Origin of the sequence: Paraburkholderia piptadeniae (genome assembly GCF_900007165.1) — a bacterium.
Lineage (GTDB): Bacteria > Pseudomonadota > Gammaproteobacteria > Burkholderiales > Burkholderiaceae > Paraburkholderia > Paraburkholderia piptadeniae.
In genome coordinates this window covers 45,119-71,651 of sequence record NZ_CYGY02000064.1, presented here as the reverse complement: position 1 = coordinate 71,651, position 26,533 = coordinate 45,119, and the positions used below count along the sequence as shown (strand labels likewise).

Annotated in this window: 25 protein-coding genes and 3 tRNA genes; 12 read left to right on the top strand and 16 right to left on the bottom strand. The window is 63.0% G+C overall.

From position 1 onward, the window contains the following. The first annotated feature begins 2 nt into the window (after window positions 1–2). The gene (locus BN2476_RS31005; protein ID WP_087738014.1) at window positions 3–575 is read left to right on the top strand and encodes a TMEM165/GDT1 family protein; all 573 of its coding nucleotides are present in this window, start codon (window positions 3–5) and stop codon (window positions 573–575) included. Window positions 576–664: 89 nt separating this feature from the next. Here BN2476_RS31005 and BN2476_RS31000 read toward each other — a convergent pair whose 3' ends face one another. Further along, on the bottom strand, window positions 665–1,360 hold the full coding sequence (locus tag BN2476_RS31000; protein WP_087738013.1) for a DUF4136 domain-containing protein: 696 nt from the start codon (window positions 1,358–1,360) through the stop codon (window positions 665–667). Between the two features lie 179 nt (window positions 1,361–1,539). On the opposite strand from BN2476_RS31000, the gene pepN reads away from it, so the two are divergent. From pepN to BN2476_RS30985, 3 genes are all read left to right on the top strand, one after another. Further along, the gene (gene pepN / locus BN2476_RS30995; RefSeq protein ID WP_087738012.1) at window positions 1,540–4,242 is read left to right on the top strand and encodes an aminopeptidase N; all 2,703 of its coding nucleotides are present in this window, start codon (window positions 1,540–1,542) and stop codon (window positions 4,240–4,242) included. A 395-nt stretch (window positions 4,243–4,637) separates the two neighbouring features. Beyond that, window positions 4,638–5,654, top strand: a complete 1,017-nt coding sequence (locus BN2476_RS30990; protein WP_087738011.1) for a class 1 fructose-bisphosphatase — start codon at window positions 4,638–4,640, stop codon at window positions 5,652–5,654. Between the two features lie 82 nt (window positions 5,655–5,736). Next, window positions 5,737–5,812: transfer RNA gene (locus BN2476_RS30985), tRNA-Thr, on the top strand. 73 nt (window positions 5,813–5,885) lie between these two features. Here the strand turns inward: BN2476_RS30985 and BN2476_RS30980 are convergent. From BN2476_RS30980 to BN2476_RS30970, 3 genes are all read right to left on the bottom strand, one after another. Further along, on the bottom strand, window positions 5,886–6,554 hold the full coding sequence (locus BN2476_RS30980; protein ID WP_087738010.1) for an autotransporter domain-containing protein: 669 nt from the start codon (window positions 6,552–6,554) through the stop codon (window positions 5,886–5,888). 179 nt (window positions 6,555–6,733) lie between these two features. Further along, window positions 6,734–7,873: an acyl-CoA dehydrogenase family protein gene (locus tag BN2476_RS30975; RefSeq protein WP_087738009.1), complete on the bottom strand. Its 1,140-nt coding sequence runs from the start codon at window positions 7,871–7,873 to the stop codon at window positions 6,734–6,736. After that, a complete protein-coding gene (locus BN2476_RS30970) occupies window positions 7,866–9,116 on the bottom strand; it encodes a CaiB/BaiF CoA transferase family protein (RefSeq protein ID WP_087738008.1) in 1,251 nt (416 codons plus the stop codon). The genes BN2476_RS30975 and BN2476_RS30970 overlap by 8 nt, the downstream gene beginning before the upstream one ends. A gap of 99 nt (window positions 9,117–9,215) precedes the next feature. Between BN2476_RS30970 and BN2476_RS30965 the strand changes: the two genes are divergently transcribed. Continuing rightward, window positions 9,216–10,148: a LysR family transcriptional regulator gene (locus BN2476_RS30965; RefSeq protein ID WP_087738007.1), complete on the top strand. Its 933-nt coding sequence runs from the start codon at window positions 9,216–9,218 to the stop codon at window positions 10,146–10,148. Window positions 10,149–10,202: 54 nt separating this feature from the next. On the opposite strand, the gene BN2476_RS30960 is transcribed toward BN2476_RS30965, so the two are convergent. Genes BN2476_RS30960 through BN2476_RS30950 form a run of 3 tightly spaced genes read right to left on the bottom strand, consistent with a single transcriptional unit; the run spans window position 10,203 to window position 14,346 of the window. Continuing rightward, on the bottom strand, window positions 10,203–10,670 hold the full coding sequence (locus BN2476_RS30960; RefSeq protein WP_087738006.1) for a thioredoxin domain-containing protein: 468 nt from the start codon (window positions 10,668–10,670) through the stop codon (window positions 10,203–10,205). After that, window positions 10,667–11,992: a sialidase family protein gene (locus BN2476_RS30955; protein WP_087738005.1), complete on the bottom strand. Its 1,326-nt coding sequence runs from the start codon at window positions 11,990–11,992 to the stop codon at window positions 10,667–10,669. Before BN2476_RS30955 ends, BN2476_RS30960 begins: the two co-directional genes overlap by 4 nt. Beyond that, the gene (locus BN2476_RS30950) at window positions 11,980–14,346 is read right to left on the bottom strand and encodes a TonB-dependent receptor (protein ID WP_087738004.1); all 2,367 of its coding nucleotides are present in this window, start codon (window positions 14,344–14,346) and stop codon (window positions 11,980–11,982) included. The genes BN2476_RS30955 and BN2476_RS30950 overlap by 13 nt, the downstream gene beginning before the upstream one ends. Between BN2476_RS30950 and BN2476_RS46685 the strand changes: the two genes are divergently transcribed. Further along, window positions 14,345–14,512, top strand: coding sequence for a hypothetical protein (locus BN2476_RS46685; RefSeq protein ID WP_160111790.1), 168 nt, complete (start codon window positions 14,345–14,347; stop codon window positions 14,510–14,512). The genes BN2476_RS30950 and BN2476_RS46685 overlap by 2 nt on opposite strands. 7 nt (window positions 14,513–14,519) lie before the next feature. On the opposite strand, the gene BN2476_RS30945 is transcribed toward BN2476_RS46685, so the two are convergent. After that, a complete protein-coding gene (locus tag BN2476_RS30945; RefSeq protein WP_087738003.1) occupies window positions 14,520–14,900 on the bottom strand; it encodes a DUF2946 domain-containing protein in 381 nt (126 codons plus the stop codon). 221 nt (window positions 14,901–15,121) lie between these two features. On the opposite strand from BN2476_RS30945, the gene BN2476_RS47305 reads away from it, so the two are divergent. Further along, on the top strand, window positions 15,122–15,271 hold the full coding sequence (locus BN2476_RS47305) for a hypothetical protein (protein ID WP_162849273.1): 150 nt from the start codon (window positions 15,122–15,124) through the stop codon (window positions 15,269–15,271). Between the two features lie 338 nt (window positions 15,272–15,609). Further along, window positions 15,610–16,206 carry a chorismate mutase gene (locus BN2476_RS30940; RefSeq protein ID WP_087738002.1) on the top strand — a complete coding sequence of 199 codons (597 nt, stop codon included), beginning with the start codon at window positions 15,610–15,612 and terminating at the stop codon, window positions 16,204–16,206. On the opposite strand, the gene BN2476_RS30935 is transcribed toward BN2476_RS30940, so the two are convergent. Beyond that, on the bottom strand, window positions 16,203–17,375 hold the full coding sequence (locus BN2476_RS30935) for an exonuclease domain-containing protein (protein WP_087738001.1): 1,173 nt from the start codon (window positions 17,373–17,375) through the stop codon (window positions 16,203–16,205). The two genes, BN2476_RS30940 and BN2476_RS30935, sit on opposite strands and share 4 nt — an antisense overlap. A 335-nt stretch (window positions 17,376–17,710) precedes the next feature. Beyond that, window positions 17,711–17,914 carry a cold-shock protein gene (locus BN2476_RS30930; RefSeq protein WP_087738000.1) on the bottom strand — a complete coding sequence of 68 codons (204 nt, stop codon included), beginning with the start codon at window positions 17,912–17,914 and terminating at the stop codon, window positions 17,711–17,713. A gap of 411 nt (window positions 17,915–18,325) precedes the next feature. Between BN2476_RS30930 and BN2476_RS30925 the strand changes: the two genes are divergently transcribed. Both BN2476_RS30925 and BN2476_RS30920 read left to right on the top strand, forming a co-directional pair. Then, window positions 18,326–18,568: a hypothetical protein gene (locus BN2476_RS30925; protein WP_087737999.1), complete on the top strand. Its 243-nt coding sequence runs from the start codon at window positions 18,326–18,328 to the stop codon at window positions 18,566–18,568. A 524-nt stretch (window positions 18,569–19,092) separates the two neighbouring features. Next, a complete protein-coding gene (locus tag BN2476_RS30920) occupies window positions 19,093–20,244 on the top strand; it encodes a porin (protein ID WP_087737998.1) in 1,152 nt (383 codons plus the stop codon). Window positions 20,245–20,388: 144 nt separating this feature from the next. On the opposite strand, the gene greB is transcribed toward BN2476_RS30920, so the two are convergent. Continuing rightward, complete coding sequence (gene greB / locus BN2476_RS30915; protein WP_087737997.1) at window positions 20,389–20,964, bottom strand: transcription elongation factor GreB; 576 nt, start codon at window positions 20,962–20,964, stop codon at window positions 20,389–20,391. 120 nt (window positions 20,965–21,084) lie between these two features. Here greB and BN2476_RS30910 point away from each other — a divergent pair. Beyond that, window positions 21,085–21,161, top strand: a tRNA-Arg gene (locus BN2476_RS30910). A gap of 96 nt (window positions 21,162–21,257) precedes the next feature. Beyond that, window positions 21,258–21,334: transfer RNA gene (locus BN2476_RS30905), tRNA-Arg, on the top strand. A gap of 90 nt (window positions 21,335–21,424) precedes the next feature. Here the strand turns inward: BN2476_RS30905 and BN2476_RS30900 are convergent. The 5 genes from BN2476_RS30900 to BN2476_RS30880 all read right to left on the bottom strand — a co-directional run bounded on the left by BN2476_RS30900 (window position 21,425) and on the right by BN2476_RS30880 (window position 26,328). Next, window positions 21,425–21,916: a phage protein NinX family protein gene (locus tag BN2476_RS30900; RefSeq protein ID WP_087737996.1), complete on the bottom strand. Its 492-nt coding sequence runs from the start codon at window positions 21,914–21,916 to the stop codon at window positions 21,425–21,427. A 76-nt stretch (window positions 21,917–21,992) separates the two neighbouring features. Beyond that, window positions 21,993–24,380 carry a RelA/SpoT family protein gene (locus tag BN2476_RS30895; RefSeq protein WP_087737995.1) on the bottom strand — a complete coding sequence of 796 codons (2,388 nt, stop codon included), beginning with the start codon at window positions 24,378–24,380 and terminating at the stop codon, window positions 21,993–21,995. A 77-nt stretch (window positions 24,381–24,457) separates the two neighbouring features. Then, window positions 24,458–24,661, bottom strand: a complete 204-nt coding sequence (gene rpoZ, locus BN2476_RS30890; RefSeq protein ID WP_087737994.1) for a DNA-directed RNA polymerase subunit omega — start codon at window positions 24,659–24,661, stop codon at window positions 24,458–24,460. A gap of 62 nt (window positions 24,662–24,723) precedes the next feature. Beyond that, window positions 24,724–25,386 carry a guanylate kinase gene (gmk, locus tag BN2476_RS30885; protein WP_087737993.1) on the bottom strand — a complete coding sequence of 221 codons (663 nt, stop codon included), beginning with the start codon at window positions 25,384–25,386 and terminating at the stop codon, window positions 24,724–24,726. Window positions 25,387–25,404: 18 nt separating this feature from the next. Then, the gene (locus BN2476_RS30880) at window positions 25,405–26,328 is read right to left on the bottom strand and encodes a YicC/YloC family endoribonuclease (protein WP_087737992.1); all 924 of its coding nucleotides are present in this window, start codon (window positions 26,326–26,328) and stop codon (window positions 25,405–25,407) included. Window positions 26,329–26,533: the final 205 nt, after the last annotated feature.

The following is a 26,533-nucleotide window of genomic DNA, read 5'->3' as shown; positions in this document are numbered from 1 at the left end:
ACGTGGAACAAGCATTTCTGATCTCGACCGGCGCCGTCGCGCTCGCTGAAATCGGCGACAAGACGCAACTGCTCTCGCTGGTCCTCGCCGCGCGCTACCGCAAACCGCTCCCCATCATTCTCGGCGTGCTTGCCGCGACGCTCATCAACCACGCAGGCGCCGGCGCGCTCGGCGCGTGGCTCGGCTCGCTCGTCACGCCGACCGTGATGCGCTGGGCGCTGGCCGCCTCGTTCATCGGCATGGGCCTGTGGATTCTCGTGCCCGACAAGCTGGAGGACGAGGAAGCGAACACCAGCCGCACGCACTTCGGCGTGTTCGGCGCGACCGTGGTCACATTCTTCCTCGCCGAAATGGGCGACAAGACGCAGATCGCGACCGTCGCGCTCGCGGCGCGCTTCCACGAATTCTTCGGCGTCGTCGCGGGCACGACGCTCGGCATGATGATCGCGAACGTGCCGGCGATCCTGCTCGGCGATCGCTTCGCCCACAAGCTGCCGACCAGGCTCGTGCACGGCATCGCGGCGATCATGTTCGTCGTGCTGGGCGCGATGGCGTTGATGGGTATCGGCGTTTGACGATGCGCGCCGCGTCGAATGCGCGTCATCGGTGAACAAAAAAGCCGCATCGCTCACACGATGCGGCTTTTCTTCGCGCGCAAACGCGCTTACTCGACGGTCTTCGCGCCCGACGCCGGGACAGGCGCCGCCGCGCCGCCCGCCGCGACCTCGTTCGACGCGCCGCCCTTCTCGTCCAGAGGAATCTTCACCGTGCGCATCGCGCCGTTGCTCAACGGGAAATCGGACATCGCGCTACGCGCGAGAAAAGGCATTGCGGCGAACAATGACGACTGCTCGTCCGTGTTGCGCGCCGTCACGTTATAGACCTCCTTGCCCGACGCGCGCTCCGTGATGCGAATGCCGAGCAGGTGCGTGTACACGGGATAGCTCTGGTTCACATAGGTCGGCGGGAACGGACCCCACGGGCCCCACGGGTCGAATGGCCGCCCCCAGTAGTACGGGCCCGGCCACGGGTTGTAGTAGTAGACGGGCTGCGCCACCGTCACGGTATCGGAGCGCATGCCCCACGCGAGCGCCACCAGATAGCGCGCGTCGCGAGCATCGCTTTGCCGGAACGCATGCAACGCGAGTTCGTTCGCGACGATCTGTTCGTATGTGGCCTGTTCGAGATTGTTCTTCTGCTCCGGCGTGCGCGTGAATGCGTAAGTGCGCGTCGTATCGCTGCCGCTCCAGTCGGAAAAGGCCGTCACCTGCGTCGTGACATAAGTCGTGCAGCCCGCCAGCAGCGTAGCGAGCGCCGCCAGCGCGAGTGCCGCGTGGCGGGTCAATCGGTCGAGCTTCATGGTCTACCTCGTTGATATCGTCGCCCGCGTCTGTGCGCGAGCGGCCCGATAATACGCTGACTCATACGGCCGGTAAAAAGTTCTGTCCGCACGATCGGCCGAGGCTTTGTACAATGGTCCGACCCGCCCGGCCTGCGCACGACGCTCGCCGGCTTCGAGCTTTCTTCCGTCACGACACCATGGCCGATACCGAAACGCCTCAAGTGATCCGCCGCGCCGACTACGCGCCGCCCGCCTTTCTCATCGATACCGTCGCACTCGAATTCGATCTCGTGCCCGAGCGCACCGTCGTCAGGAATACGATGTGCATCCGTCGCAATCCCGATGCGGTACGCGCCACGCATCTCGAGCTGATCGGCGAGCAGCTGGAATTCGTCGAGGCGTCGCTCGACGGCAAGCCTTATGCCGGTGTGCATGCGCACGAACACGGCCTGACCGTCGACAACGTGCCCGATTCGTTCGAACTGACGGTGACGGGCATCTGCAATCCCGCCGCGAACACGACGCTCTCGGGCCTTTACGTATCGAGCGGCAACTTCTTCACGCAGTGCGAAGCGGAAGGCTTCAGGCGCATCACGTGGTTCCTCGACCGCCCGGACGTGATGGCCACCTACATGGTGACGATGCGTGCCGACAAGGCCGCGTACCCGGTGCTGCTGTCCAACGGCAATCTGCTCGAACAGGGCGATCTGCCCGACGGCCGCCACTTCGCGCGCTGGGAGGACCCGTTCAGAAAGCCGAGCTATCTGTTCGCGCTCGTCGCGGGCAAGCTCGTCGCGCTCGAAGAACGCGTGAAGACGAGCTCCGGCAAGGAAAAGCTGCTGCAAGTCTGGGTCGAGGCGCACGATCTCGACAAGACCCGTCACGCGATGGATTCGCTGATCCACTCGATCCGCTGGGACGAAGAGCGCTTCGGCCTCGAACTCGATCTGGACCGCTTCATGATCGTCGCGGTGAGCGACTTCAACATGGGCGCGATGGAAAACAAGGGCCTCAATATCTTCAACACGAAGTACGTGCTGGCCAATCCCGAAACCGCGACCGATACGGACTTTTCGAATATCGAGGCCGTCGTCGGTCACGAATACTTCCATAACTGGACGGGCAATCGCGTCACGTGCCGCGACTGGTTTCAGTTGAGTCTGAAAGAAGGACTGACCGTATTCCGCGATCAGGAGTTTTCCGCGGATATGGCAAGCGGCGGCAGCTCCGGCCAGGACCAGGCAGCGCGCGCGACGAAGCGCATCGAAGACGTCCGCGTGCTGCGTCAGATGCAGTTCGCCGAAGATGCCGGTCCGATGGCCCATCCCGTCCGCCCGGAAAGCTACGTCGAGATCAACAACTTCTACACGATGACCGTCTATGAGAAAGGCTCGGAAGTCGTGCGGATGTATCAGACGCTGTTCGGACGCGAAGGCTTCCGGCGCGGCATGGATCTGTACTTCAAGCGCCACGACGGCCACGCGGTGACGTGCGACGACTTCCGTCACGCGATGGCCGACGCGAACGGCCGAGACCTCGCGCAGTTCGAGCGCTGGTACAGCCAGGCGGGCACGCCGCGCATCGCGGTCTCAACGAACTACGACTCCGCGCAAAAACGCTACACCGTGAAGCTCACGCAAGGCTTCGGCGACGCGTCGCCGGCCGCGCGCGAAACGCAGAAAGGCCCGCTGCTGATTCCGTTCGCGATCGGCCTGATCGGCGCGGACGGCCAGGACTTGCCGCTGCGCCTCGAAGGCGAAGCAGCGGCGTCGCCGCAAACCACGCGTGTGCTCGAATTCACCGAGACAGAGCAGACCTTCACGTTTGTCGATGTCGCCGAAAAACCGCTGCCGTCGCTGCTGCGCAATTTCTCGGCGCCCGTCGTCGTCGAGTACGACTACACGGCCGATGAGCTCGCATTCCTGCTCGCGCATGACAGCGATCCGTTCAACCGCTGGGAAGCCGGTCAGCGACTCGCGACGCGCGAGCTGCTGACGCTCGCCGAGCGCGCGGCAACGGGCAAGACGCTCGAACTCGACGATACCGTTGTCGCCGCGTTCGCCCGCGTGCTGAACGACGAGACGTTGTCGCCGGCTTTCCGCGAGCTCGCGCTGATGCTGCCGTCGGAAGCGTATCTCGCCGAGCAGATGGACGAGTCGAACCCGGCCGCCGTGCATAGCGCGCGGCAGTTCGTGCGCAAGCGTCTCGCATCGGCGCTCAAGGGCGACTGGCTCGCGATCTACGAACGGCATCAGACGCCGGGCGGGTATGAGCCCACGCCGAAAGCAGGCGGCCATCGCGCGCTGAAAAATCTGGCGCTCGCCTATCTCGCCGAACTCGACGATCCCGCCGATGCTGTGCGTCTCGCGAAGGCGCAGTACGACGCGGCGGACAACATGACGGATCGCGCGTCGGCGCTAGCGGCTTTGCTGACGGCCGCGGCATCGAACGGCGGCGCGGCCGCCGCGGACGCACTCGACGACTTCTATCGCCGCTTCGAGAACGAGCCGCTCGTCATCGACAAGTGGTTCGCGCTGCAAGCGATACAGCGCGGCACGAAACAGCGCGCCGTGATCGACATCGTGCGCAAGCTGATGACGCATCCCGCGTTCAACCTGAAGAACCCGAACCGCGCTCGCTCGCTGATCTTCAGCTTCTGCTCGGCGAATCCGGCGCAGTTCCATGCGGAAGACGGCTCGGGCTACACGTTCTGGTCCGAGCAGGTGATCGCACTCGACGCGCTCAATCCGCAGGTCGCGGCCCGTCTCGCGCGTGCGCTGGAACTGTGGCGGCGCTTCACGCCGGCGCTGCGCGAGCAGATGCGCGCGGCGCTGGAGAAGGTCGCGGCTCAGGCGAAGTCGCGCGACGTGCGCGAGATCGTTGAGAAAGCTTTGGCCTGATTCCTGGTATTCTTCGCAGTCGAAAGCCGGCACACGTGCCGGCTTTTTTCGTCCGTCCTTCGTCCGTTCATCTGGGCTTGCTGTCGCCAATCATTGGATTAGCGCACCAGGCCGGGGGTGGGGGGTTCTGTCCGGCACAACGAACGCATGGTGCAACTCGACCCTTCTCCGGTTTTTCATTAACTTGCTTCAACATTGCAGAGGCAATGAGCCGCTCGCGACGCGCATTCCGGCATGCCATCGTTGCGATAGCCGCGCCGCCGATCCACCGCACATCCAACGGATTGAAAGCAGGTGGCTAGCGGTCCTCGGAACCGGACTGTTCATAAAGTCACGGAACCCGCACATCGAAAGGTTAAAATCCAGATATTCCCAAGCCTCTCCGGAGTACAGCAATGTCTTTGCAACGTCGTACCACTCTCACCAAGTATCTGATCGAGCAGCAGCGCGAAAACAACAACCTGCCCGCTGATCTGCGTCTGTTGATCGAAGTCGTTGCGCGCGCGTGCAAGGCCATCAGCTATCACGTCAGCAAGGGCGCGCTCGGCGAAGCGCTGGGCACGGCCGGCAGCGAGAACGTTCAGGGCGAAGTGCAGAAGAGGCTCGACATCCTGTCGAACGAAATCCTGCTCGACGCCAACGAATGGGGCGGCAATCTCGCCGGCATGGCGTCGGAAGAGATGGAACAGTTCTTCCCGATCCCCGCGAACTATCCGAGGGGCGAGTATCTACTCGTGTTCGATCCGCTCGACGGCTCGTCGAACATCGACGTGAACGTGTCGATCGGCACGATCTTCTCGGTGCTGCGTTGCCCGGACGGCCAGCAGCCGACCGAGCAATCGTTCCTGCAGAAAGGCACGCAGCAGGTCGCGGCGGGTTATGCCGTGTATGGTCCGCAGAGCGTGCTCGTGCTGACGACGGGCAACGGCGTCAACTGCTTCACACTCGATCGCGAGCTGGGCTCGTGGGTGCTTACGCAAAGCGACTTGCGCATCCCCGTCGAGACGCGCGAGTACGCGATCAACGCGTCGAACCAGCGCCACTGGTATGAGCCCGTGCAGCAGTACATCGGTGAGCTGAACGCGGGCAAGGACGGTCCGCGCCAGGCCGACTTCAACATGCGCTGGGTCGCATCGATGGTCGCGGACGTGCATCGCATCCTGAGCCGCGGCGGCATCTTCATGTATCCGGCGGACAAGCGCGATCCGTCGAAGCCCGGCAAGCTGCGTCTGATGTACGAAGCAAATCCGATGGCGTTCATCGTCGAGCAGGCGGGCGGCGCCGCGACCAATGGCGAAAAGCGCATCCTCGACATCCAGCCGAAGAGCCTGCATGAGCGCGTCGCGGTGTTCCTCGGCTCGAAGAACGAAGTGGATCGCGTGACCCGCTACCATCTGGAAAAGAAAAATTAAGAAAGCACTTGCCAACTGGATAAACGGCACCCTATAATCTTGCTTCTTCGTTGCTGACGTCCAAAACGAAAGCGACAACGGCGCCGGAATAGCTCAGACGGTAGAGCAGCGCATTCGTAATGCGAAGGTCGGGGGTTCGATTCCTCTTTCCGGCACCAGCAGATTCAAGCAAAAAGCCCAGTCCTCGCGACTGGGCTTTTTGTTTTTCTGCCGTGCTTCTGCCGGATCGAATCACCAGCTCCACCTCACCCCCACGTTCCCGCCCACGACACTCCGATGTGATCCGTTCACATTCATTGTGTACGCGACCCTCGCCAATGCGCTCGCGCGCCTGCTTGCCTTCGCAACCACGCCGATATCGAAATGCAGCGCAGTCGCCGCGTCGCTGACGGAAAGCGCCCTCGGACCCAGCGTCGCGTAATCGGTGCCGCCGAAATTGCGCCACAGGTTCACCGTCGCGAATGGCTGGAAAGCGGCGCCTCCCTGCTCGAACTGTCCTTGCACGCGCGCGCCGATCCGCCCGACGACGCTGTTCGCCGCATGAAAAGACACGTTCGATACGCCATCGTTGAGATCGTCGATGCCAACGTGCTGCACGATCAACTGGATCTGCGGCTCGACGCTCAGGCTCGCGGTCAACGGAACCGGGAAGCCGCCTTCGATCGAAGCCCCGATTTCATAGCCTTTCGTCGATGCCGAAATGCCCTCGTTCGACAACGGCGACACCGACAACGAGCTGCCGACGATCACGGCATCCGTGTACCAGTCGCCCGGCCCGATATGCGTCCAGTACGCGCCCGCTCCCGTCGAGTTGATCGACAGATGCCCGGCGGCGAAATCGGGAAAGCCCAGCGCGAAACCATTGACGTCGCCCGTCGCGCGCACGAATGAAAAGAACACGCGGTAGTGATTGCGATGGCCGTTGGGCGTACCGTCCGCAGACGTTTAGAGCAACACCTGACCATCGGTTCTCTGCTTCGCGGCGCGCACATTTCCAATCAGCATAGACAATTATTCGCGCAACATAAGGCGCACCCACTTCCGTTGCACTAAAGCAATAAATAAGTGCTTCGAATCATTCACGCCAAAACCGAACGTGCAATCACTGTTCGCTGTATCTCTGAGGAGCCCTCGTAGATGCGCAGAATGCGCGCATCGCGCACGAGCCGCTCCAACGGCATCTCGCGCGTGAAGCCATAGCCGCCATGCAATTGCAACGCCGCATCGGCGACGAACGCAGCCATCTCCGACGCGTAGAGCTTCGCCATCGACGCATGCTGCGTGAACGGCTCACCCGCCCCACGCATTGCCGCCGCCTGCAACGTCAGCAGCCATGCGGCTTCGAGACGCGTCTTCATATCGGCGATCGTCCATTGCAGGCCTTGCTTGTGCGACAGAGGCTCGCCGCCGACGTGCCGCGTCTTCAGCCAATCGACGGCAAGCGCCAGCGCCGCCTCTGCAATGCCGATGCTCGTTGCGGCGACATCGAGACGGCTGTTGTCGAGCACTTTCATCGCCGTGCGAAAGCCGCTGCCCTCGGTGCCCAGGCGATTCGCAGCGGGCACGTGACAATCGAGCGCCACTTCATGTGCCGGCGCGCCGCGTATGCCCATCAGTTTTTCGGCGGGCGCAACGTCGACGCCCGGTGTTTCGCGGTCGACCACGAATGCGCTGATGCCACGCGTGCCCGCATCGGTATCCGTCTTCGCATACACGACGATAAAGCCCGCAGCGTCCGCATTCGAAATGAAGTGCTTGACGCCCGTGATCCGATAGCCGTCGCCCTCGCGTGTCGCGCGCGTGGACATGTCGGCGGGATTCGATCCGGCGCGCGGCTCCGTCAATGCGAATGCGCCGAGCTTCCGGCCCGAAGCCGCGTCGCGTAGATAACGCTCTCGCAAGGTATCGTCACCACCGATCAGGATCGAGTCTGTCGCGAGATAGTGCGCGCCGATCATCGACGACGTCGATGCGCATGCCTTCGCGATCTCCACGAGCGACAGCACGATCGCGACAGCGGACGCATCCACGCCGCCCCAACGCTCCGGCAGATTCATGCCCATCACGCCGAGTGCGGCGAGTTGCGCGACATAGCGCGTGGTCGAAAGCTCATCGCGATCGACTTGCGCGGCACGCGGCGCAAGTTCGCTTTGCGCGAAACGCGAGATCGCGTCGGCAATCTCCAGATCGCTGTCCTCGACACCCAGGCGCTTATGCATGGTTACGCTCCTCGTTGCGAAATGCGCTCTCCTCATTCGATGCGCGTGCGCCAAACGCGCCGCGCTCGCGCATCGAAGCGATGTCTTTCACGTCGTAGCCGAGTTGCTGCAACAGCGCTTCCGCATGCTCGCCAAGCGCCGGCGCAGGCGACACACGATTGAGCTCGTACGCGGAAAACTTCACTGGCTGCGAAGGCACGCGCGCCGCGTGTTTGCCTTCGCGCTGCACTCGCGTCAGCAGCGCGCGATGGGCCGCGTGATCGCTTTCCAACGCTTCCTGCAGATTGCGGATCGGCGCGACGGGAATGCCCGCGTCACCGAGCGTGCGATTGACTTCGTCGACGGTGCGCGACGCCGACCATGCCTCGATGGTCGCGCGCAGATCGGCTTCGTGAATGCAGCGCGACGCATCGCTGGCGAAGCGCGGATCGCTCGCGAGATGCGGCGCGTCGATGGCGTGCGCGAACGCGCCGAACAAGCGATTGTTCAGCACCGCGACGACATAGAAGCCGTCCGCCGCGCGATACGCGCCGAAAGGCGCCGACGACGGATGACGGTTGCCGACACGGCGCGGCGCAATTCCCGTTGCGGCATAACGCGCGACGAGGGTCGCGCTCAGTCCGAGCGTCGCATCGAACATCGACACGTCGACATGCGTGCCCTTGCCGTTCCGCTCGCGCGCGAGCAGTGCCGCGAGCACGCCCCACGACGCAAAGAGACCGCTGACGACGTCCGATACCGATTCGCCGATCATCGTTGGCGGTCCGTCGGGCGAGCCGGTTGCGTCCATGAGTCCGCACATCGCCTGGAGAATGATGTCGTATGCGGGGCGATGCGATTCGGGTCCGGTTTGCCCGAAGCCCGACACGCTTGCATACACGAGCGACGGATTGATATCGCTCAACGCGGCATAACCGATGCCGAGCTTGTCCGCGACGCCTGGCCTGAAGTTCTCGACGACGACATCGGCGTCCGCGCACAACGCGCGCGCAAGTTCACGCCCGGCATCGGTCTTCAGATCGAGCACGATGCTTCGCTTGTTGCGGTTCATCGCGGCGAACAGACCGCTCTCGCCGTCTTCGGTAAAGGGGCCGACCGCGCGATAGTCGTCGCCCGCGGGCGGCTCGACCTTGATCACGTCGGCGCCCAGATCGCCGAGCAGCGCGGTGCAATAAGGGCCCGCGAGCACGCGCGAGAAATCGATCACACGCAGCCCTTCGATCGGCAGATTCGAACGGAACATCGACGGCTCCTTTCACGAGGGGTTCGATGCGCCGATTCTCGGCCTGCGTAGCCTATCAAGTAAAATATCAAATTGAACTAGCACCTATAGGATTTTCCGATGCGCGTCTCGTTGCGGCTTCTGCGCTACTTCACGGCGACGGCGGAAACAGGCAGCACGACCGCCGCGGCGAAACAGCTGAACGTCTCGCAGCCGTCCATTTCGGTCGCGATACGCGAACTCGAATCGTTGTTCGACGACACGCTCTTCACGCGCGAAACGGGCGCAAAGATGACGCTGACGCGTTTCGGCGTGCGCAAGCTCGCGGAAGCGCGTCAACTGCTGCACGCCGCCGCATCGTTCGAGGCCGACGACAGCGGCAATGCGGCGTCAGGGGAAGTGCAGATCGGCGTCTTCAGCACGATTGCGCCCGTCTATCTGCCCGCGTTGCTGCGCATTGCTCGTGCGCGCTTTCCGGACCTGTCGATACGCTTCGTCGAAGGCGATCTCGTGCAGCTCGAAGAAGGATTGCGCAGCAGCCACATCGAACTTGCGCTGATGTACGACGTCGGCCTGCCCGCCGATATCGAACGCGAGTGTCTCGCGGAACTGAAGCCCTACGCGCTCGTGCCCGCCGCATCGAAGCTCGCGAAGAAGGCGGGCAAGCTGTCGCTGCACGAGCTCGCGAAAGAGCCGCTGATCCTGATCGATCTGCCGCACAGTCGCGAATTCCTGATGGCGCCGTTCTGGCAATGCGGGCTCGCACCCGAAGTGCGCTATCGTGCGACATCGCTCGAACTCGTGCGCGGCATGGTCGCGCATGGTCTCGGCGTGTCGCTGCTGATCACGCAAGGCGAAATGGCTTCGTCGTCGACGGGCGCAATCGAACGGCCCATTCGCGAAGAAACCATACGCCAGCCTCTCGTGATTGCGCGGCCCGCGCGCGCCTCGCGCACGAATGCGTCGGAGCTCGTTGCGCAGTGCATGCGCGAAGCTGTGAACGAAGCGATGTCCAAACGCGCGGGACATACGCGCCGCCGCTCGCGCGCGTGAAGCACGAAACCTGAAGCCCGAAGCCCGAAGCGCGAAAAACTGGCTCGCTGCGCGCTACCGATGCCAGGCGTCGAGCACGGCAGGCTGCAACAACCCGCTCGTCGCCTGCCGTGCGCCGTACGCGTCGATCAGCAGCGTGCGCGGCATCTCGCCGTGCCAGTTGGGATCGAGCGCGCGGCGCAGCTTGTCGGGGATCGCCTCGGCGTTCGCGTACAGCGCGGTCTGCGGCGGCAACGGCAGCGACGCGAGCACTTGCAACAGCGCTGCGGCGTTGTCGTCGATGGTGTCCATCGCGATCATCGTCAGCCGCACATCGCGATGCTTCTTCTGCCATTCGACGATGCGAGCCGCGTTCTCGCGGCAGTAGCCGCAATCGAGCGACCAGATTTCGACGATCTGCGGCTTGCCTTGCGACGCGGCGAAAAGCGCGTTCACTTCCGACGCGTGCAGCGGCTCGAGGCGGCCTGCTTGCGCGCCGGCAGCAATCAAGGCGCTGGCGAGCGCCATCCCGATTCGCTTCATTGATTGCCCTCCCCGGCCGGCACGAGCATGTAGCCGTCGTTCTGCGTGCGCCACGACAGATAGACGCGCCCCGCGTCTTCCAGCAACTGCGGATTGTCGCTGCCGCCCGCCGTCTGCGCGAGCATGCGCGGCGCGCTCCAATGCGCACCTTCGTCATCGGAACGGCGCAGCATCAGACGCATCGTGTCGCCGTCGAAGTCTTTCCACGCGAGCCACAGCGTCTTGCCTTGCGCGATCAGCGCCGCGTGCGACGCCTGCTCGTCGGGCTTGCCCGTGTCGCCGAACGCCCACGGCTCGCCAATCGGCTTGCCGTTCGCGTCGAGGCGCGAGTAGTAGATATCAGCGCGTCCGTTGACGACGCTGAACCACGCCATGTGGCGCACGCCGTCCGGCGTGATCGCGAGCGCGGGCCCATGCTCGGGGCACGCTTCCATATGCCAGCCGGAAAATGTCGCGCGAATCGGCACGACGGCCTCGCGCGGGTCGGCGGGCAGCACCGCGAGCGCGTGATCGCGAATCTGGCCGTCGAACACGTTGCGCCACATCGCCTGCACCCGGCCTTCGTTGTCGAGCGCCAGCGCGATCCGGCAGCACTCGCACGTGTGGTCGGCGACCTTGCGCTCGGGCTGGAAAGACTGCCCGCCGTCCGTCGATACCGCGTAGTAGACAGCCGCGCCGTCATACGGCCTGCCCGCTCTCTTCGCCGCCGTCAGATCGCGCTTGTCGATCCACGCGACGAAGATGCGCCCCTGTCCGTCGACGATCAGCGAATCGAAGCGATGCGTGATCGGCTGGCGGTCGCCGTGGACCGTCGCGGGCACGCTCCACGTCGCGCCGCCGTCGATCGAACGCGAGAAGCGCACCATGCCCGTGTACGGCGCGTCGAGCGGCATCGACCACGTGACGTAGATCGCCTTCGCGTCCGGGCTCGCGGCGATCTTCGGACGGTTCTCGGCGCTCGTGTAGATCGGCTCGGGCATCGCGTTGACCACGACGGGCGGCGACAGCGTGCGGCCCGTTTTGTCGGCGTGGCTCGAATGCGCGACGACGACATGCTGCCCTTCGACCCACGCCACCCACAGGCGATGCTGCGCATCGAACGCGGCGCCCGTCGCGAGCGGCGCTTTGGCTGCGCGCACGGCTTTCGCGCCGGCGCCCGATGCTATGCCGCTCATGCCGCTCATGCCGTCCGCCACGTCCATCGGCATCGCATGTCCCGCGTGCGTATCGGTCGAAGCGTCATGCGCGAGCGACGGCTGCGCGATCAGCGTCAGCGAGAAGCCGGCGGCCAGCGCCGCCGCCCATTTTCTTAAAGCGACCATTCGAGTTCTCCGTAGAACGTGCGGCCCGGATACGGGTGAAAGACGTAGTAGCGGCGGTCCGTCAGGTTGTCGATGCCGAGCGACGCGAGCCAGTGCTTGCCCATCTGATAACGCGCCTTCAGATCGACGACCAGAAACGAGCTGGTGCCGCCGTAGACATCGGGACTGACGTCGCTGTTGTCGAGCGTGTTGTACTGGCGGCCGGAATAACGTATTCCGACGCTGCCCTGCCATTGCGGGTCGAAGTGGTAGTTGGCGAGCAGATTCGCGCGCATCACGGGAATGCGCGGGAAGCGCTTGCCGACATACGACGGATTCGCCGGGTCGGCGAGAATGCGCGCGTTGGTCGCCGAGACGTTCGCGTCGAGATCGAGCCCGCGCAGCAGCACGTTCTGCCCCGAGAACGCCAGTTCGACGCCGCGCACGCGCACGCGATCGACGTTCGAGATGTTGGTGAGCGTCGATGCGCCGTTGACCGTCGTCTGGCTGTAGATCGAGTCGCGCAGGTCGCTCTGGAACACGCTCGCCCGCACGACACCCACGCCGACGTCGCGCTCCGCCGTGAAGTCCCAGTCGATCGCCTTCTCAGGGCGCAGGCCCGGATTGTTGTTGACGATCGCGTTGTTCGCGATCGTCCCCTGAAACAGCTCGCCGACGGTCGGAAAGCGCGTGCCCGTCGCGAACGACAGGCGGAACAGCCACTCTTGCGTGGCCTGCCATTGCACCGACGCTTTCGGCGACAGTGCGTTCGCGCCGTGGTCCGCGTAGCCGAACGTCGACGTGCCGTTGCTGAGCGCGCCGTCGTATGCGTCCCAGCGCTCGTAGCGCACGCCGAGCGTCGCGAGCCAGCCCGGCGCGAAACGCCACGCGTCCTGGCCATAGAGCGCCTGGGTGCGCGTGTCGCCGCGATACGTGCTGGCGAGCGTCGACAGAGAACCGTTCAGCCAGTCGGACGTGTTGAAGGTCTCGTTGCGCAGGAAGTAATTGTCGAAGTGATAGCCGACGGTCAACGCGTGGCCCGCATACGACGGGGACTCTGCTTTCAGATCGAGCGTGCGCCAGCCCGTGCCGTCGCCGAAGAAGATCGTGCCCGGGCCGCCGCCATAGGCAGCGGGCGGCGCAGTCGCCGACGAGCGCAGCACGTCGCGCGACACGTCGTACGCCGATACGGTGCCCGACAGCTTCCAGCCCGAGTCGAGCCGCGCGTTCAGCCCGAACGCGTAGAGCCAGTTCTCCTGATCGCCGTTGGCGGGCGAAAACGCCGTCGGCGCAATCGTGTAGTTCTTCCCGCCGATCGTCACATTGCCCGCATAGACCGGGTTGCCGGCGGCATCCGTCAGGAAGGTCTGCGCGCGGTCTTTGTAGTGGTTCTCCCAGTGGCCGAGCGTGAGCGTCGCGTCGACGCGGTCGGTCAGCGCGTAGCCCATGCGCACGGATTCGCCGGTCTGCTCGGTGCGCTCCATCATCTGCGGACCGACGATCACGCGCGGCTGGCCGTTCGGGCCGATATCCGTCGCCGCGCCCGTCACCGCGACGGGCGCGCCGAGCTTCGCGTTGTATGCGCTGTTCGGGCTCGCGTACTGCAACGGCTGGCTGTTGTTCTCGAGACGATCGAGCGTCAGCGAGTACCAGAACCGGCCGATGCGATCGGCGATATGCGCCGACTCATGATTGCCGCCGAAGCTCTTCGTGAGGCCATAGGGGTCGTCGTAATGCTGCGTGAAAAGCTGCGTGTCCAGCGACGCTTCGAGCTTCTCGGGCTTGCGCGTCGTGATCTGCACCGTCGAGCCGATCGAATTGCCCGGATAGAGCGCCGAGAACGGCCCATACAGCACCTCGACCTGGGCGATGTCATCGGGCGCGATCAGCGACCAGCGCGGCGGGTAGGCATAGCTCGACCCGAGCAGATTCGACAGCAGCAGGCCGTCGGCATAGACGAGGCCGCGCGCGCTCTGAAGCTCGTTGAAGTCCCGGCCCGCGAACACCGAGTTGCGGTCGCCCGTGAAGCGCTTGCGGACCATGACGTTCGGCGCGTACTTGAGCGCGTCTTCCGTGTTGACGATGTTGCGTGCGTCGATCTGCTCGCGGGTGACGGTTTCGACGACGCCAGGCGTATCCGGCGCAAACGCGGGTGCGGCTCGCGCGGCCGTGACCCTCACGGCTTGCAGCGTGCCGGCGGATTCCGTCAACGAATCCGCGGAATCGCTCGTTACAGAAGAATGGGAGACCGAAGTATCCGGGGTGGCACGATCGATCGTACTTTGAGCGGCCCATGCAGGTTGAAAGACGAACACTGCCGTGCATGCCGCCGAAAGCGGCGTGCGTGCGGACAGCGCAGCGGAAACGATGCGCATGAAGAGTCCTGAAAACGTGATCGAAGACGCCCTGCCGGTGCACATGCCCAAGCCGCTTGCCGCGTGGCTGACGCGGCAGGCAGGAAACCGGGAGCAAAGGCACGCACGGCGGCTCGCCGCCTGCTACGCCTTGACGATGTCAGACGCAGGCGAGCGAACGGGCTGAATGGGCCTCAGATCGACGTGACGGGAGGGGCGCGGGGTTGTGCGACGCGTACGCTGCGGCGCACAAAGACGACTTCCGGCTCGACGGCGCGCGCGTAAGCAAGCGCACGGACGGGAGGCGGGACGAACGGGACGCTGGCGCCAAGCGCGAAGTTGGCGGCGAAGCCCGGACAGTAGACACAGTGGGGAACAGCGAGGTGCGACTTCGGCGTGCTGTCGTGCGAATCGCCGAGGTCGATGACGACGTTCTTCGCGCCAGCCGCATGACAGAGCTCGACGGAGAGCGGACCTTGCGAGCCAGGTGCACGCGCATAGCCGATGACGGGCGACAGTACGTTGAGTACCAGCGCCAGCCATACGAGACTGATCCAGCGTGTCGGGCGTGCCATCGCTACCTGAAAAAGTGAGCGCGCAGTATAGCAGCGGCCGAAAGACGGTGTTTAGACGTACTGCAATAAGGCAATCATTAAATTCTAAACAAGGCGCTTCAATGCCTGGGACCCTGTGCCGTTAAAGCAACAGAGGCGCGCCAAAACATCTGCTGTGTGCGGCAGCGCTGGTCCGACATACATGCCAGGGAAGATAATGATTTCGTAAAGGAGAGAACATCATGGATACCAAACCGCCGAAGATTCCGACCCCCGACAAGGTCTCGAGCCCGGATCCGGAACCGGCAGGCGTCGAGTTTCTGGGCGCGGAACTGCCCGAGCATGTTCGCGCGTTCTTCGACGAACAACGCAAGTCGTGCGACCCGAAGTAACGGTTGACGTGCATTGCAGCATCGGGGCTCGCGCATCGAAAGGATGCGCCAATGTCGCTGCACGTCCGTGCGCTTCGCATATCGAGGCGCGGGGGTTGTGTGCGCTCGCGTTTGTGTCTTTCCGCTTTTGAGCGACGACTGACGACGCGTCAACGTGCCGCACGCGCGCTCGTCCGTATTCGCTGACTTGTCCCTACGTCTTTCTCCACTGCGGCGCAGGCCGTCGATGTGCATGTGCGGCGCAGGCCGTCGATGTGCATGTGCGACGCATGCCGCGCGCTTCGTCTATTCTTCTGTCTTTTCCTCTTCGTGTGCAGCCTCCGGCTGTCTCAAGCTCAATGATCCGTTCGCTTCATGTCGGCGCGCTTGGCGCGATCGCGCTCTCCTTCGCCCTCGCCTTCGCGCCGACACCCGCGCGCGCCGATGGCGACGACACCGCGCTCACCAATCTGATCGCGCTCGTCTCGCAGCGTCTGTCGCTGGCCGAGCCTGTTGCGCGCTACAAGTGGGCGCACCATCAGCCGATAACCGATACGCCGCGCGAGCAGGCGCTGCTCGCCGACGTCGGGAAGCGCGCGACGAACGCGGGCGTCGATCCCGCGTTCGCGCGCGCGTTCTTCCAGGATCAGATCGACGCGAGCAAGGAAGTGCAGAACGCGCTGTTCGATTCGTGGCGCGCAACCCGGCCGCCCGAAGGCGCGGCACCCGATCTCGCAACCAGCCTGAGGCCGCAACTGGACAAGCTGACGCAATCGCTGATTGCCGCTCTCGCGCGCGTGCAGACGCTGCGCGCGCAGGACGATTGCCCGACACGCGTCGCGCGCGGCATCGATAACTGGAAATCGCTCACCCGCTACGACAACACGCGCAATGCCGCGCTCATGCGAGCGCTCGGGCATGTGTGCGAAGCGGGGGGCGTCGGGGCGACGGGCTAGGCCGCGTCGATCACTGCCGTAGCCGGCGCGGCCACGGCCTCGCCCAGCGCGCGGGACAGCGGCAGCACGCGCAGTCCGCGCGCGAGGTGCGTCTGGAGGATGCGCCATGTCGACAGCTCGAACGCGCCGCGCGTGCCGGCAGCAAGCAGCGCCGAGGCTTCGGCCAGCGACGGCGCGTGTCCGAGATAGCGCCACCCGTCGACGACATGAAAGACGCGCGCGCCTTCTGACGCATCGCGCTCCTCGAACGCAATTGCGCCTTCGAAAGGCCACGGAGCATCGACGGGATCGGCGCGGCTCACGCGCGGCAAACGGTTGAGCGGCGGACGCAGCGTCGCGATCCACTGCGCTTCCGCGAGCAGTGCGCCAATCTCGCCGCCCGTCGCGCGCCACTCGACGCGCCGAACCTGCTGCGCAAGCCTGATCTCTTTCGACGAACGGCGCTCGCCCGTCAGATGCGAACGCAGACGCTGCCGCACGCGCACGCTTCGACCGACGTACAGCGGCGCGTCGGCCTCGCCATAGAACGCATACACGCCGCAGCCGGCCGGCGCGGTATCGAGCAGATCCTCGGTGATGTCGCCCGCCAACTGGTAGCGACGCATCGTCTTGTCGATCTGCGCGCGCAGCACGTCGACGGGGACTAGACCGTGCAGGCGCTGCCAGAACTGCCAGAGCAGATCGGCGTCGGCGAGCGCGCGGTGTCGGTCCGACGGCACGAGCGCATGCCGCTCGACAAGCGCATCGAGTCCGTGGCGCTTTTCCGCCGGAAACAGCGCACGCGACAGGCGCACGGTGCACAGCACGTCCGGATTGAACGCGTAGCCCGCGCGCTGGAACTCATTGCGCAGGAATCCGCGATCGAAACTGGCGTTGTGCGCGATGAAGAGCTTGCCTTCGAGCCGCGCGAACAGATCCGCCGCAATCGATTCGAACGTGGGCGCGCCGCGCACCATGTCGTCGGTGATGCCCGTCAACTGCTGGATGAAAGGTGGAATCGGCTGGCCGGGATCGACGAGGGTGGTCCAGCGGGACGCGCCGCTCGGCCCTACCTCGACGATGCCGATTTCCGTGATCCGATGAGTGCCTACGGAGCCGCCCGTGGTTTCGAGGTCGACGAAGGCGATCGGCACATCGAGGGCCGGATCAGGCAGAAACGGTACGGACATGGGAAAACTTGTGCAATGCGGGACTTGGTACAAGTATGCCCTATCGACGGCACTGCTTGCGCACACGATTTTCACGTCATGGGAATTTGCGGTCGACCGTTACCGCGCTCGCCGGATTATGTTTACTCGGCTTGCCCGTCATAAATAAATCATCAATCAGGGATTACGCTAGTTTCCGGATTAACCTCGATCGATTTGCACGCGGGAGCAACGTTTTCGAACTCTGCCCGCCAAGGCGGCATGGATTCGAACGCCGCATTAATGTTCATCGCGCGATTAATGATAAACCCTCGCAAAAGCGAGGGTTTATCCTCAGAGCGAACGTTCGATGAAAATCAGAGCGGCTGGATGTTGGCAGCCTGCTTGCCCTTCGGGCCGGCCTTGACGTCGAACGACACCCGCTGGTTCTCTTTCAGCGACTTGAACCCTTCCGCACGGATCTCCGAGAAGTGCGCGAAGAGATCTTCGCCGCCCGTGTCGGACGTGATAAAGCCATAGCCTTTAGCATCGTTAAACCATTTGACGACACCGGTTTCCATATTCCACTTTCCTCGATATTTGACTGAACAGGCAATGCCCTTTAATGCCGATTACGATTCACGAATTTCAAAAAACGGAAATATACGCGTAAAGCACAGATTAGCGTCCCGCTATCGAAAATCCAGCATCGCATTTATACGGGGAACCGGATAGAGGCGTCAAGCGGTTTCAAATTGACGTTTGGATGCTCGTCAAACCGGTCATAAAAACGAACGTAAGCGTGAGAAATTTTAAAGTATTCAGAATAAAATCGGTCTGTATTGCCGGTTTCTGTCTGCTATAACAAAGAGACGGGCGCAAATTTTTCCGCTATGTAACAAATCGTGTCTTTCGTAAGTGTTTCCACGGGTTGTTAAGGTAACACCTGAGACGCAAGATTTCAGCCAGCAGTTCGCAATTGGAGAAATGCCATGTTGTTCGATACCCTCCTCCGCATCGCCGCCCAACTGTTCCACTCCCCGAAAGACTCGCCGCGCGCCGACGGCTCCGCGCAGCGCACATCCGCGCTGGAGTTCGATCCGATGTGGCACGGCGATCACTGGCAGAACCTGCTGTCATCCCCAATGGACGCGCGTCACTATGTGATCGAAGATTGGAGCCTCACGCCGGGACTCGAATTTGCTCCCGTCGTTCCGGATGGAAAGCATCAATAAATCGGTGCAGTAAGCGCAGGCAAAAAAAAGCGCGACTTGGAGAAAGTCGCGCCGACAAAGGTTTGGAGATCTTTTTCGTCAACGAAAAAGTCTGCTTCGGAAAGCAGAAATTTGAGTATAGCGCCGGCTACGGATTTGAATAGATGCGCATCTCGCAAACTACTATTTCAGAGCTGACAACAATCTGAATTCCGCCATTTTCACGTTGTTTTCGCACATCATTTCGTGTCGTAATTGAACAACGCATAAAGGTTGACACCCTCCCCTGGCACGACTCAATCGGCCTGAAAGCCTTTCTGAATAAGGCTTTCAGGCCTTCGCTCGATAATTTCCTATCCTGTAATACTTTATTGCGAAATTCGGAACGGCCATCTGGCAAGCCACGTCTCTACACTTTGGCTACCCGGAAACGAACGCACGTCGGTCACCGTGCGTTGTTCACGCGATTTGCCTCTCGCAGCGCTCGCGTGAAGTTTCCTTCAAGCCTGGGTACTAAAACCCATCCTGTTCTCGGAGTTACAAAGATGAAAAAGACTCTCATGGTCGCTGCCCTGACGGGCGTATTTGCAACGGCTGCGCATGCGCAAAGCAGCGTCACGCTGTACGGCTTGATCGACGCCGGCATCACCTACACGAACAACCAGCACGGCCATAGCAACTGGCAAGAAACGACGGGTTCGGTGAACGGCAGCCGTTTCGGCCTGCGCGGCGCTGAAGACCTCGGCGGCGGCCTGAAGGCAATCTTCACGTTGGAAAACGGTTTCGGCATCAATGACGGCACGCTGAAGCAAGGCAGCCGTCTGTTCGGCCGCCAGGCGTTCGTCGGTCTGGCAAGCGACCAGTACGGTGCGGTGACCCTCGGCCGTCAATATGACAGCATGGTCGACTATGTTGCCCCGCTGACGCTGACGGGTACGCAATACGGTGGCACGCAGTTCGCCCACCCGTTCGATAACGACAACCTGAACAACTCGTTCCGTATCAACAACTCGGTCAAATACACGAGCGCGAACTACGCGGGCTTCAAGTTCGGCGCGTTGTACGGCTTCTCGAACCAGGCTAACGGCTTCGCGAACAACCGTGCATACAGCGCGGGCGCATCGTACAGCTTCGCAGGCTTCAACTTCGCGGCTGCTTACCTGCAACTGAACAGCAACGGCTCGCTGGCAAGCAACACGGCGGCGTTCAACTCGGGCGGCGCAGTGACGGGCGACAACACGTTCTTCGCGCAGCGTCAACAAACGTGGGGCGCAGGCCTGAACTACACGTTTGGCCCGGCAACGGCTGGCCTCGTGTACTCGCAGACGAACCTGTCGGGCCTGTCGGGCATCGGCGCGGGCGCATCGGGTCAAACGGCCGGCGTCGGCGGCTTCGGCGGCAGCAGCGCTCACTTCCAGAACTTCGAGGCGAATGCACGCTACGCTCTGACGCCGGCAGTCAGCATCGCTGGTTCGTACACGTACACCCGTGCAAGCCTGGCTGGCACGCGTCCGCACTGGAACCAGTTCAACCTGCAAACGGCATATGCACTGTCGAAGCGCACCGACGTGTACCTGCAGGGCGAATACCAGCAAGTCAACGAAAACGCGATCGTCAATGCAGACATCAACGGTCTGGCTGCTTCAGGCAACAACAAGCAAGTCGCTGTGACGGCTGGCCTGCGCCACCGCTTCTAAGCATCAGCAGTACTCGCAGCATGGAAAAGGCGCCGCTTGCGGCGCCTTTTTTTCGTCCTCGTTTTTCGCGCTGGCCCTCGTTTTTCGGCCCTCGGTGCTCTTCATCGGCGACGCTACACAGCCGTCACGGGCCTTTGGAGCCGCCTACGCGTCCCCCTCTTCCTCGCGCGTCGGATAGGTCACGTCCAGCACATCGATCGTTTGCGGACCCGCAGGCGTATGCAACGTCACCTGATCGCCGATCTTCGCTTTCAGCAACGCGCGCGCGACCGGCGAGATCCAGCTGACGTGCCCCTCGTCCAGATTCACCTCGTCGATGCCCACGATCTTCACCGTGTGTGTCTCGCCGTCTTCCGTCGCGTATTCGACGGTCGCGCCGAAGAACACCTGATCCGTGTTTTCCTGCCGGCTGCTGTGCACGACCTCGGCCAGATCGATGCGCTTGGTCAGAAAGCGGATACGACGGTCGATTTCGCGCAGCCGCCGCTTGCCATAGATGTAGTCGCCGTTTTCGGAGCGGTCGCCGTTCGATGCCGCCCACGACACCAGCTTGACCACGTCGGGCCGCTCGTCGTCGATCAGATGCAGCAGTTCATCGCGCAAGCGCCCGTAGCCGGCAGGCGTGATGTAGTTCTTCGCGCCCGCGGGCACGTCGGGTTGAGCGGCTTCGAAGTCGTCGTCGCTCTCGTCAGTCGATTCTTTGACAAAGGCTTTGTTCATGATGATTCAGCGTTAAAGCGGACATCCCAATACCAAGCGTACATGATACGGCCACTGTCACAAATTTCAGGGTTAGCCCTTCCCTTTTTCCGAGACATTGCTATAATCTCATTTCTGCGTGCGGCTGTAGCTCAGTTGGATAGAGTACTTGGCTACGAACCAAGGGGTCGTGGGTTCGAATCCTGCCAGCCGCGCCACCTCTTTCGAGGGCCTTCCTTCAGGAAGGCCCTTTCGTTTCACCGGGTTGCACGCGATGCAGTACGCGTCACCACCCAGCAGTTCAAGTTTAGCGTGCGGCTGTAGCTCAGTTGGATAGAGTACTTGGCTACGAACCAAGGGGTCGTGGGTTCGAATCCTGCCAGCCGCGCCACCCATGAAGGGCCTTCCATCCGGAAGGCCCTTTGTCTTTCTGCGACCGTTTTTGCCTTCTTTCCCCGATCGTCCTGCGCGTGAGGCCTCGTCAACGCGGCGTCGACTTGATATCGCCGATCTCGCCATCAGGCTTCGGCAGTTCGTTCTCGATGCCCAACGGCGACGCCTGCTCGCCGATCGGCGTCGCGCGCATCCCAAAGAGCGCCTGAGGCTGGCGCAGCACATCGTCGACGGTATCGCCGAAGCGGCTGATCACGAAGGCTCTCAGCAGCGCGTTACGCAGCGATTCACCATGCGCCGACACCGTCCCGTGCCCGCCCTCGAAATCGGCGACGCAATGTGCCGAGCCGTCGCGCGTGCGCTCGCGCACTTCGAGCCGCTGCGCACGTTCGAGCACGACGGCCGCCGCTTCCCAGGACGTCGACGGCGTGAAGCGCCCATCCCAGGCACGGCCGCGGTCGTTGCCGCGTATCGAGACGACGCGGCCGCTATCGGTGAAGTGGATTTCGCGCACGAAGTCGTGCAGGCTGCGTGCGACCCAGTAGTCGAGCGCGAGGCCGGAGAGATCAGCTACGTTCATCGCGTCGTTCCCGTGAAAACAGGCAGAAGCTTGCGCGCAGTGGTGCAAACGGCGCGCCCGCCGCTCAACTTCGATTTCAGTAATCGGCGCGCTCGCGTTCGATCCGCATGCCGCCGTCGTGATGACGATGCCCTTCCTCGCTCGGACGTTCGCGCGCGATGCGCATCACGTCGGGATTGGTCCGCACGCGGCGCATCACGTTCGCGAGATGCACGCGGTCGCTCACCTGAATGACGAAACGCAGCACCGTCGATTCTTGCGACTGATCTTCGTCCATCGCAATGTGGACGATATTCGCGTCGGCGGACGTGATATCCGCCGCGACGCGCGCGAACACACCCTTGGTGTTCTTGACCAGCACCTTGACCGCGACGTCGAACAGACGCCCCGGCTGCGGCGCCCACGCGACGTCGATCCAGCGGCCCGGGTCGCGCCTGTGAATGCGCTGCGCGACACGGCAATCCGTCGTGTGGATCGCCATGCCGAGGCCGATGCCGATATAGCCCATGATGTCGTCGCCGGGAATCGGCCGGCAGCAGGCGGAAAGCTGCACCGACATCCCTTCCGTGCCCGTGATGACGACGGGCGGCGCACTCGGCGTCGCGCCCTGCTCGGCACGCGGGTTCTCGTCGTCGGCTTCATGGCCTTCGCGGCCGCTCATCAGCACTTCGATGCGCTTGGCCATCACCGCGGCGACGCGCCGGCCGAGACCGATATCCGCGAAGATTTCCTGACGGTTCTTGTTGCCCGTCCACAGCACGAGCTTGTCCCAGACTTCCGGCGTGACGTCGGTGAGCGACAGCCCATAGCCCTTGAGCGACTGATCGACGAGGCGTTCGCCCAGCTGCACCGACTCGTTCAGGCGCATCGTCTTCAGATAGTGGCGGATCGCGGTACGCGCCTTGCCCGTGCGCACGAAGCCCAGCCACGCGGGATTCGGCTTCGAATACGGCGCGGTGATCACTTCGACGATATCGCCGCTCTTCAGCTCGGTGCGCAGCGGCAGCAGTTCGTTGTTGATCTTCACCGCGACGCACTGGTTGCCCAGATCGCTGTGGATCGAATACGCGAAGTCGAGCGCCGTGGCGCCGCGCGGCAGCGCCATGATCTTCGACTTCGGCGTGAACACGTAGACGGCATCCGGGAACAGATCGATCTTCACGTGTTCGAGGAACTCGCTCGAATCGCCGACTTCGCTCTGAATGTCGAGCAATGACTTGAGCCACTGATGCGCGCGCTTCTGCACGTCGTTCAGATCAGCGCCGCCGTTCTTGTACAGCCAGTGCGCGGCGACGCCCGCCTCCGCGATCTCGTGCATCTTGCGCGTGCGCACCTGGAACTCGATCGGCGCACCGAACGGCCCCACCAGTGTCGTATGCAGCGACTGGTAGCCGTTGACCTTCGGAATCGCGATGTAGTCCTTGAACTTGCCCGGCACCGGCTTGTAGAGCGCGTGCAACGCGCCGAGGCACGTATAGCATTCAAGCGCGCTCTCGACGACCACGCGAAAGCCGTACACGTCGAGCACCTGCGAGAACGACAGCTGCTTGTCGCGCATCTTCTTATAGATGCTGAAGATGGTTTTCTCGCGGCCCGTCACCTCGGCGTCGAGCTTCGCATCCGAAATCGCGCGCTGCACCGATTCGAGAATCTTGCCGACCACTTCGCGGCGATTGCCGCGCGCCGCCTTCACGGCCTTCTCGAGCGTCGCGTAACGATGCGGATTGAAGTTCGCGAAGCTCAGGTCCTGCAACTCGCGATACGTGTTGTTGAGGCCGAGCCGGTGTGCGATCGGTGCGTAGATGTCGAGCGTCTCGCGCGCAACGCGGCGGCGCTTTTCCGGCGGCACTGCGCCGAGCGTGCGCATGTTGTGAAGCCGGTCCGCGAGCTTCACGAGAATCACGCGCACGTCGCGCGCCATCGCGAGCAGCATCTTGCGGAAGTTCTCCGCCTGCGCTTCCTCGCGATTGCGGAACTCCATTTTGTCCAGCTTCGACAACCCGTCGACCAGTTCCGCGACCTTCGCGCCGAAGCGCTCCGCGAGTTCGGTCTTGGTCACGCCCTGGTCTTCCATCACGTCGTGCAGGAGCGCGGCCATGATCGACTGCGCGTCGAGCTTCCAGGCCGCGCAGATCTCCGCGACGGCCACTGGGTGCGTGATGTAGGGTTCGCCGCTTTGACGGTATTGCCCGAGGTGGGCTTCGTCGCTGAAGTGGAAAGCCGCTTTGACTTCCTTGATCTCTTCCGGGCTCAGATAGCCGGATAGCGCGGACGTCAGCTTGGCGATCGAGACGACGTCATGCCGGCGCGGCTGCTCCGGCGTGGCGGTCGGTCCGAACAGATGGCGAAACGATTGTTCGAGGACCGCGTCGATGTACTTGCGTGCAGACGATGGCGATTCGCTATCGTGTTCGTGGGCAGCGTGTTCCACTTCCGTTGCGGATGGCGAGGGGTTGGTGCTCATGGTCGCCTCCGTTTTGCGATTGTGCCGTCTGCACGCGTTGGGTTGAGTTACATGACGATCGAAAGTTGAAGCGCGCCTTAGACGGGCACCTTCTTCAGCATTTCGACGCCAACCTGGCCAGCCGCAATCTCACGCAGCGCGAGGACCGTGGGCTTGTCGCGGCTTTCGATTTTCGGCGTGTGGCCTTGAGCGAGCTGACGTGCGCGATAGGTCGCGGCAAGCGCCAGTTCGAAACGATTCGGGATCTGTTTCAGACAGTCTTCGACGGTAATGCGGGCCATGTTGATAATTCCTTCTCTGTATGTCGGTTATTCTACCTTATGTCCTCGAGAGCTCGCCCGTATCAGACGTGCGGCAAGTGAATGCCGAGCTGCATGAAGAGGTCCGTGTGGCGCGCGTATTGCGATGTGAAGCGCGAGCGTGTCGCCGAGACGAGGCACTGCAGTTCGGCGAGCGCGTGATCGAACTTTTCGTTGATCACGACATACTCCGCTTCCGCCGCGTGCGCCATCTCGCTGCCCGCTGCGAGAAGGCGTCGCGTGATCACGTTCGGCTCGTCCTGGCCACGCTTTTTGAGGCGCTCTTCGAGCGCTTCGAGCGACGGCGGCAAGATGAAAATCTCGACGGCATTGCGGAACTGCTTCTTCACCTGCTGCGCGCCCTGCCAGTCGATTTCGAGCAGCACGTCGTGGCCGCTCTTCATCTGCTCTTCGATCCACACGCGCGAAGTGGCGTAGTAGTTTCCGTGCACTTCCGCGCTTTCGAGAAACTCGCCCGCATCGTGGCGCGCGAGGAAATCTTCGACGGTCGTGAAGTGATAGTGCTCACCGTCCTGCTCTTTCGGACGAGGCGGACGCGTCGTGTATGAAATCGACAGACGGATCGCGGAGTCGCGCGCGAGCAGCGCGTTGACGAGCGTCGACTTGCCGGCGCCCGACGGCGCGACGACCATGAACAGGTTGCCGGGATAGACGCCTGCGTATGGATTGCGTTTGGCTTCGGTCATGCTGGTGATACTCCCGTATTACTCCAGGTTTTGTACTTGTTCGCGCATCTGCTCGATGAGCAGCTTGAGCGTCATCGACGAATCGGCGAGTTCCTTCGCGGCCGCCTTCGAGCCAAGCGTGTTCGCTTCGCGGTTGAGCTCCTGCATCATGAAGTCGAGACGCTTGCCGACCTTGCCGCCCTTCTGGATGACATGGCGCGTTTCGTTCAGATGCGCGGTGAGGCGCGACAGCTCTTCCGCGATGTCGATGCGAATGCCGTACATCGTCACCTCCTGACGGATGCGCTCGGCGATCTCTTCGCGCGACACGATCGTCGCCGCCGTATCCGGCGCGGCGATGCCGAGCGCTTCCTGCAGACGCTCGACGATCTTCTGCTGATGCTTCGCAATCAGATCCGGCACGAGCGGCGTGATCTTCGTGACAATAGCTTCCATCTCGCTGACGTTGTTGAGCAACATCGTCGCGAGCTGCGCGCCTTCACGGCCGCGCACGTCGATCAGATCGCCGATCGCCTGCTTGCCGCATTCGAGCACGGCATCGCGCAGCACTTCCGGCGACACGCCGCTTTCGGCGAGCACGCCCGGCCAGCGCAGGATTTCGCCCGTGCGCAAACGTCCCGCGTCAGGAAACGCGTCGAGCACCGCGCGTTCCAGCACCGCGAGCTGAGCGAGCGCATCGCGGTTGAGCGCGCCCGCGTTCGCCGCCTGCTCGCTGCGCTGCAGGTTGATGCGGATGTCGACCTTGCCGCGCGAGAGCTTGTTCATCAGCATTTCGCGCAGCGTCGGCTCGCAGACGCGCACGTCTTCCGGCATCCGGAAGTTGAGGTCCAGGAAGCGCGAGTTCACCGTGCGCAATTCCACGGACACGCTGACGCCGCCGTTGCCCGATGCCGCTGCGAGTTCGCGCGTGGCGCTCGCATAGCCAGTCATACTGTAGATCATGATAGGTCTCGCGATTGCGGTCGCGCGAATGTGCGATCACATCGCACGACCAGGGATTCGAGTCGCCTGGCGTGTACGAGACGCGAGGCAGGGAACGCGCATTATCCCATTTTTGCCGGGCCGGCCGGGCGCAGGGACTCGCCGGACGGCGCCTGCGGGTGAACCCGGCCATGAGGCATTTTGCATGCGCTGCGACGCGAGCAAA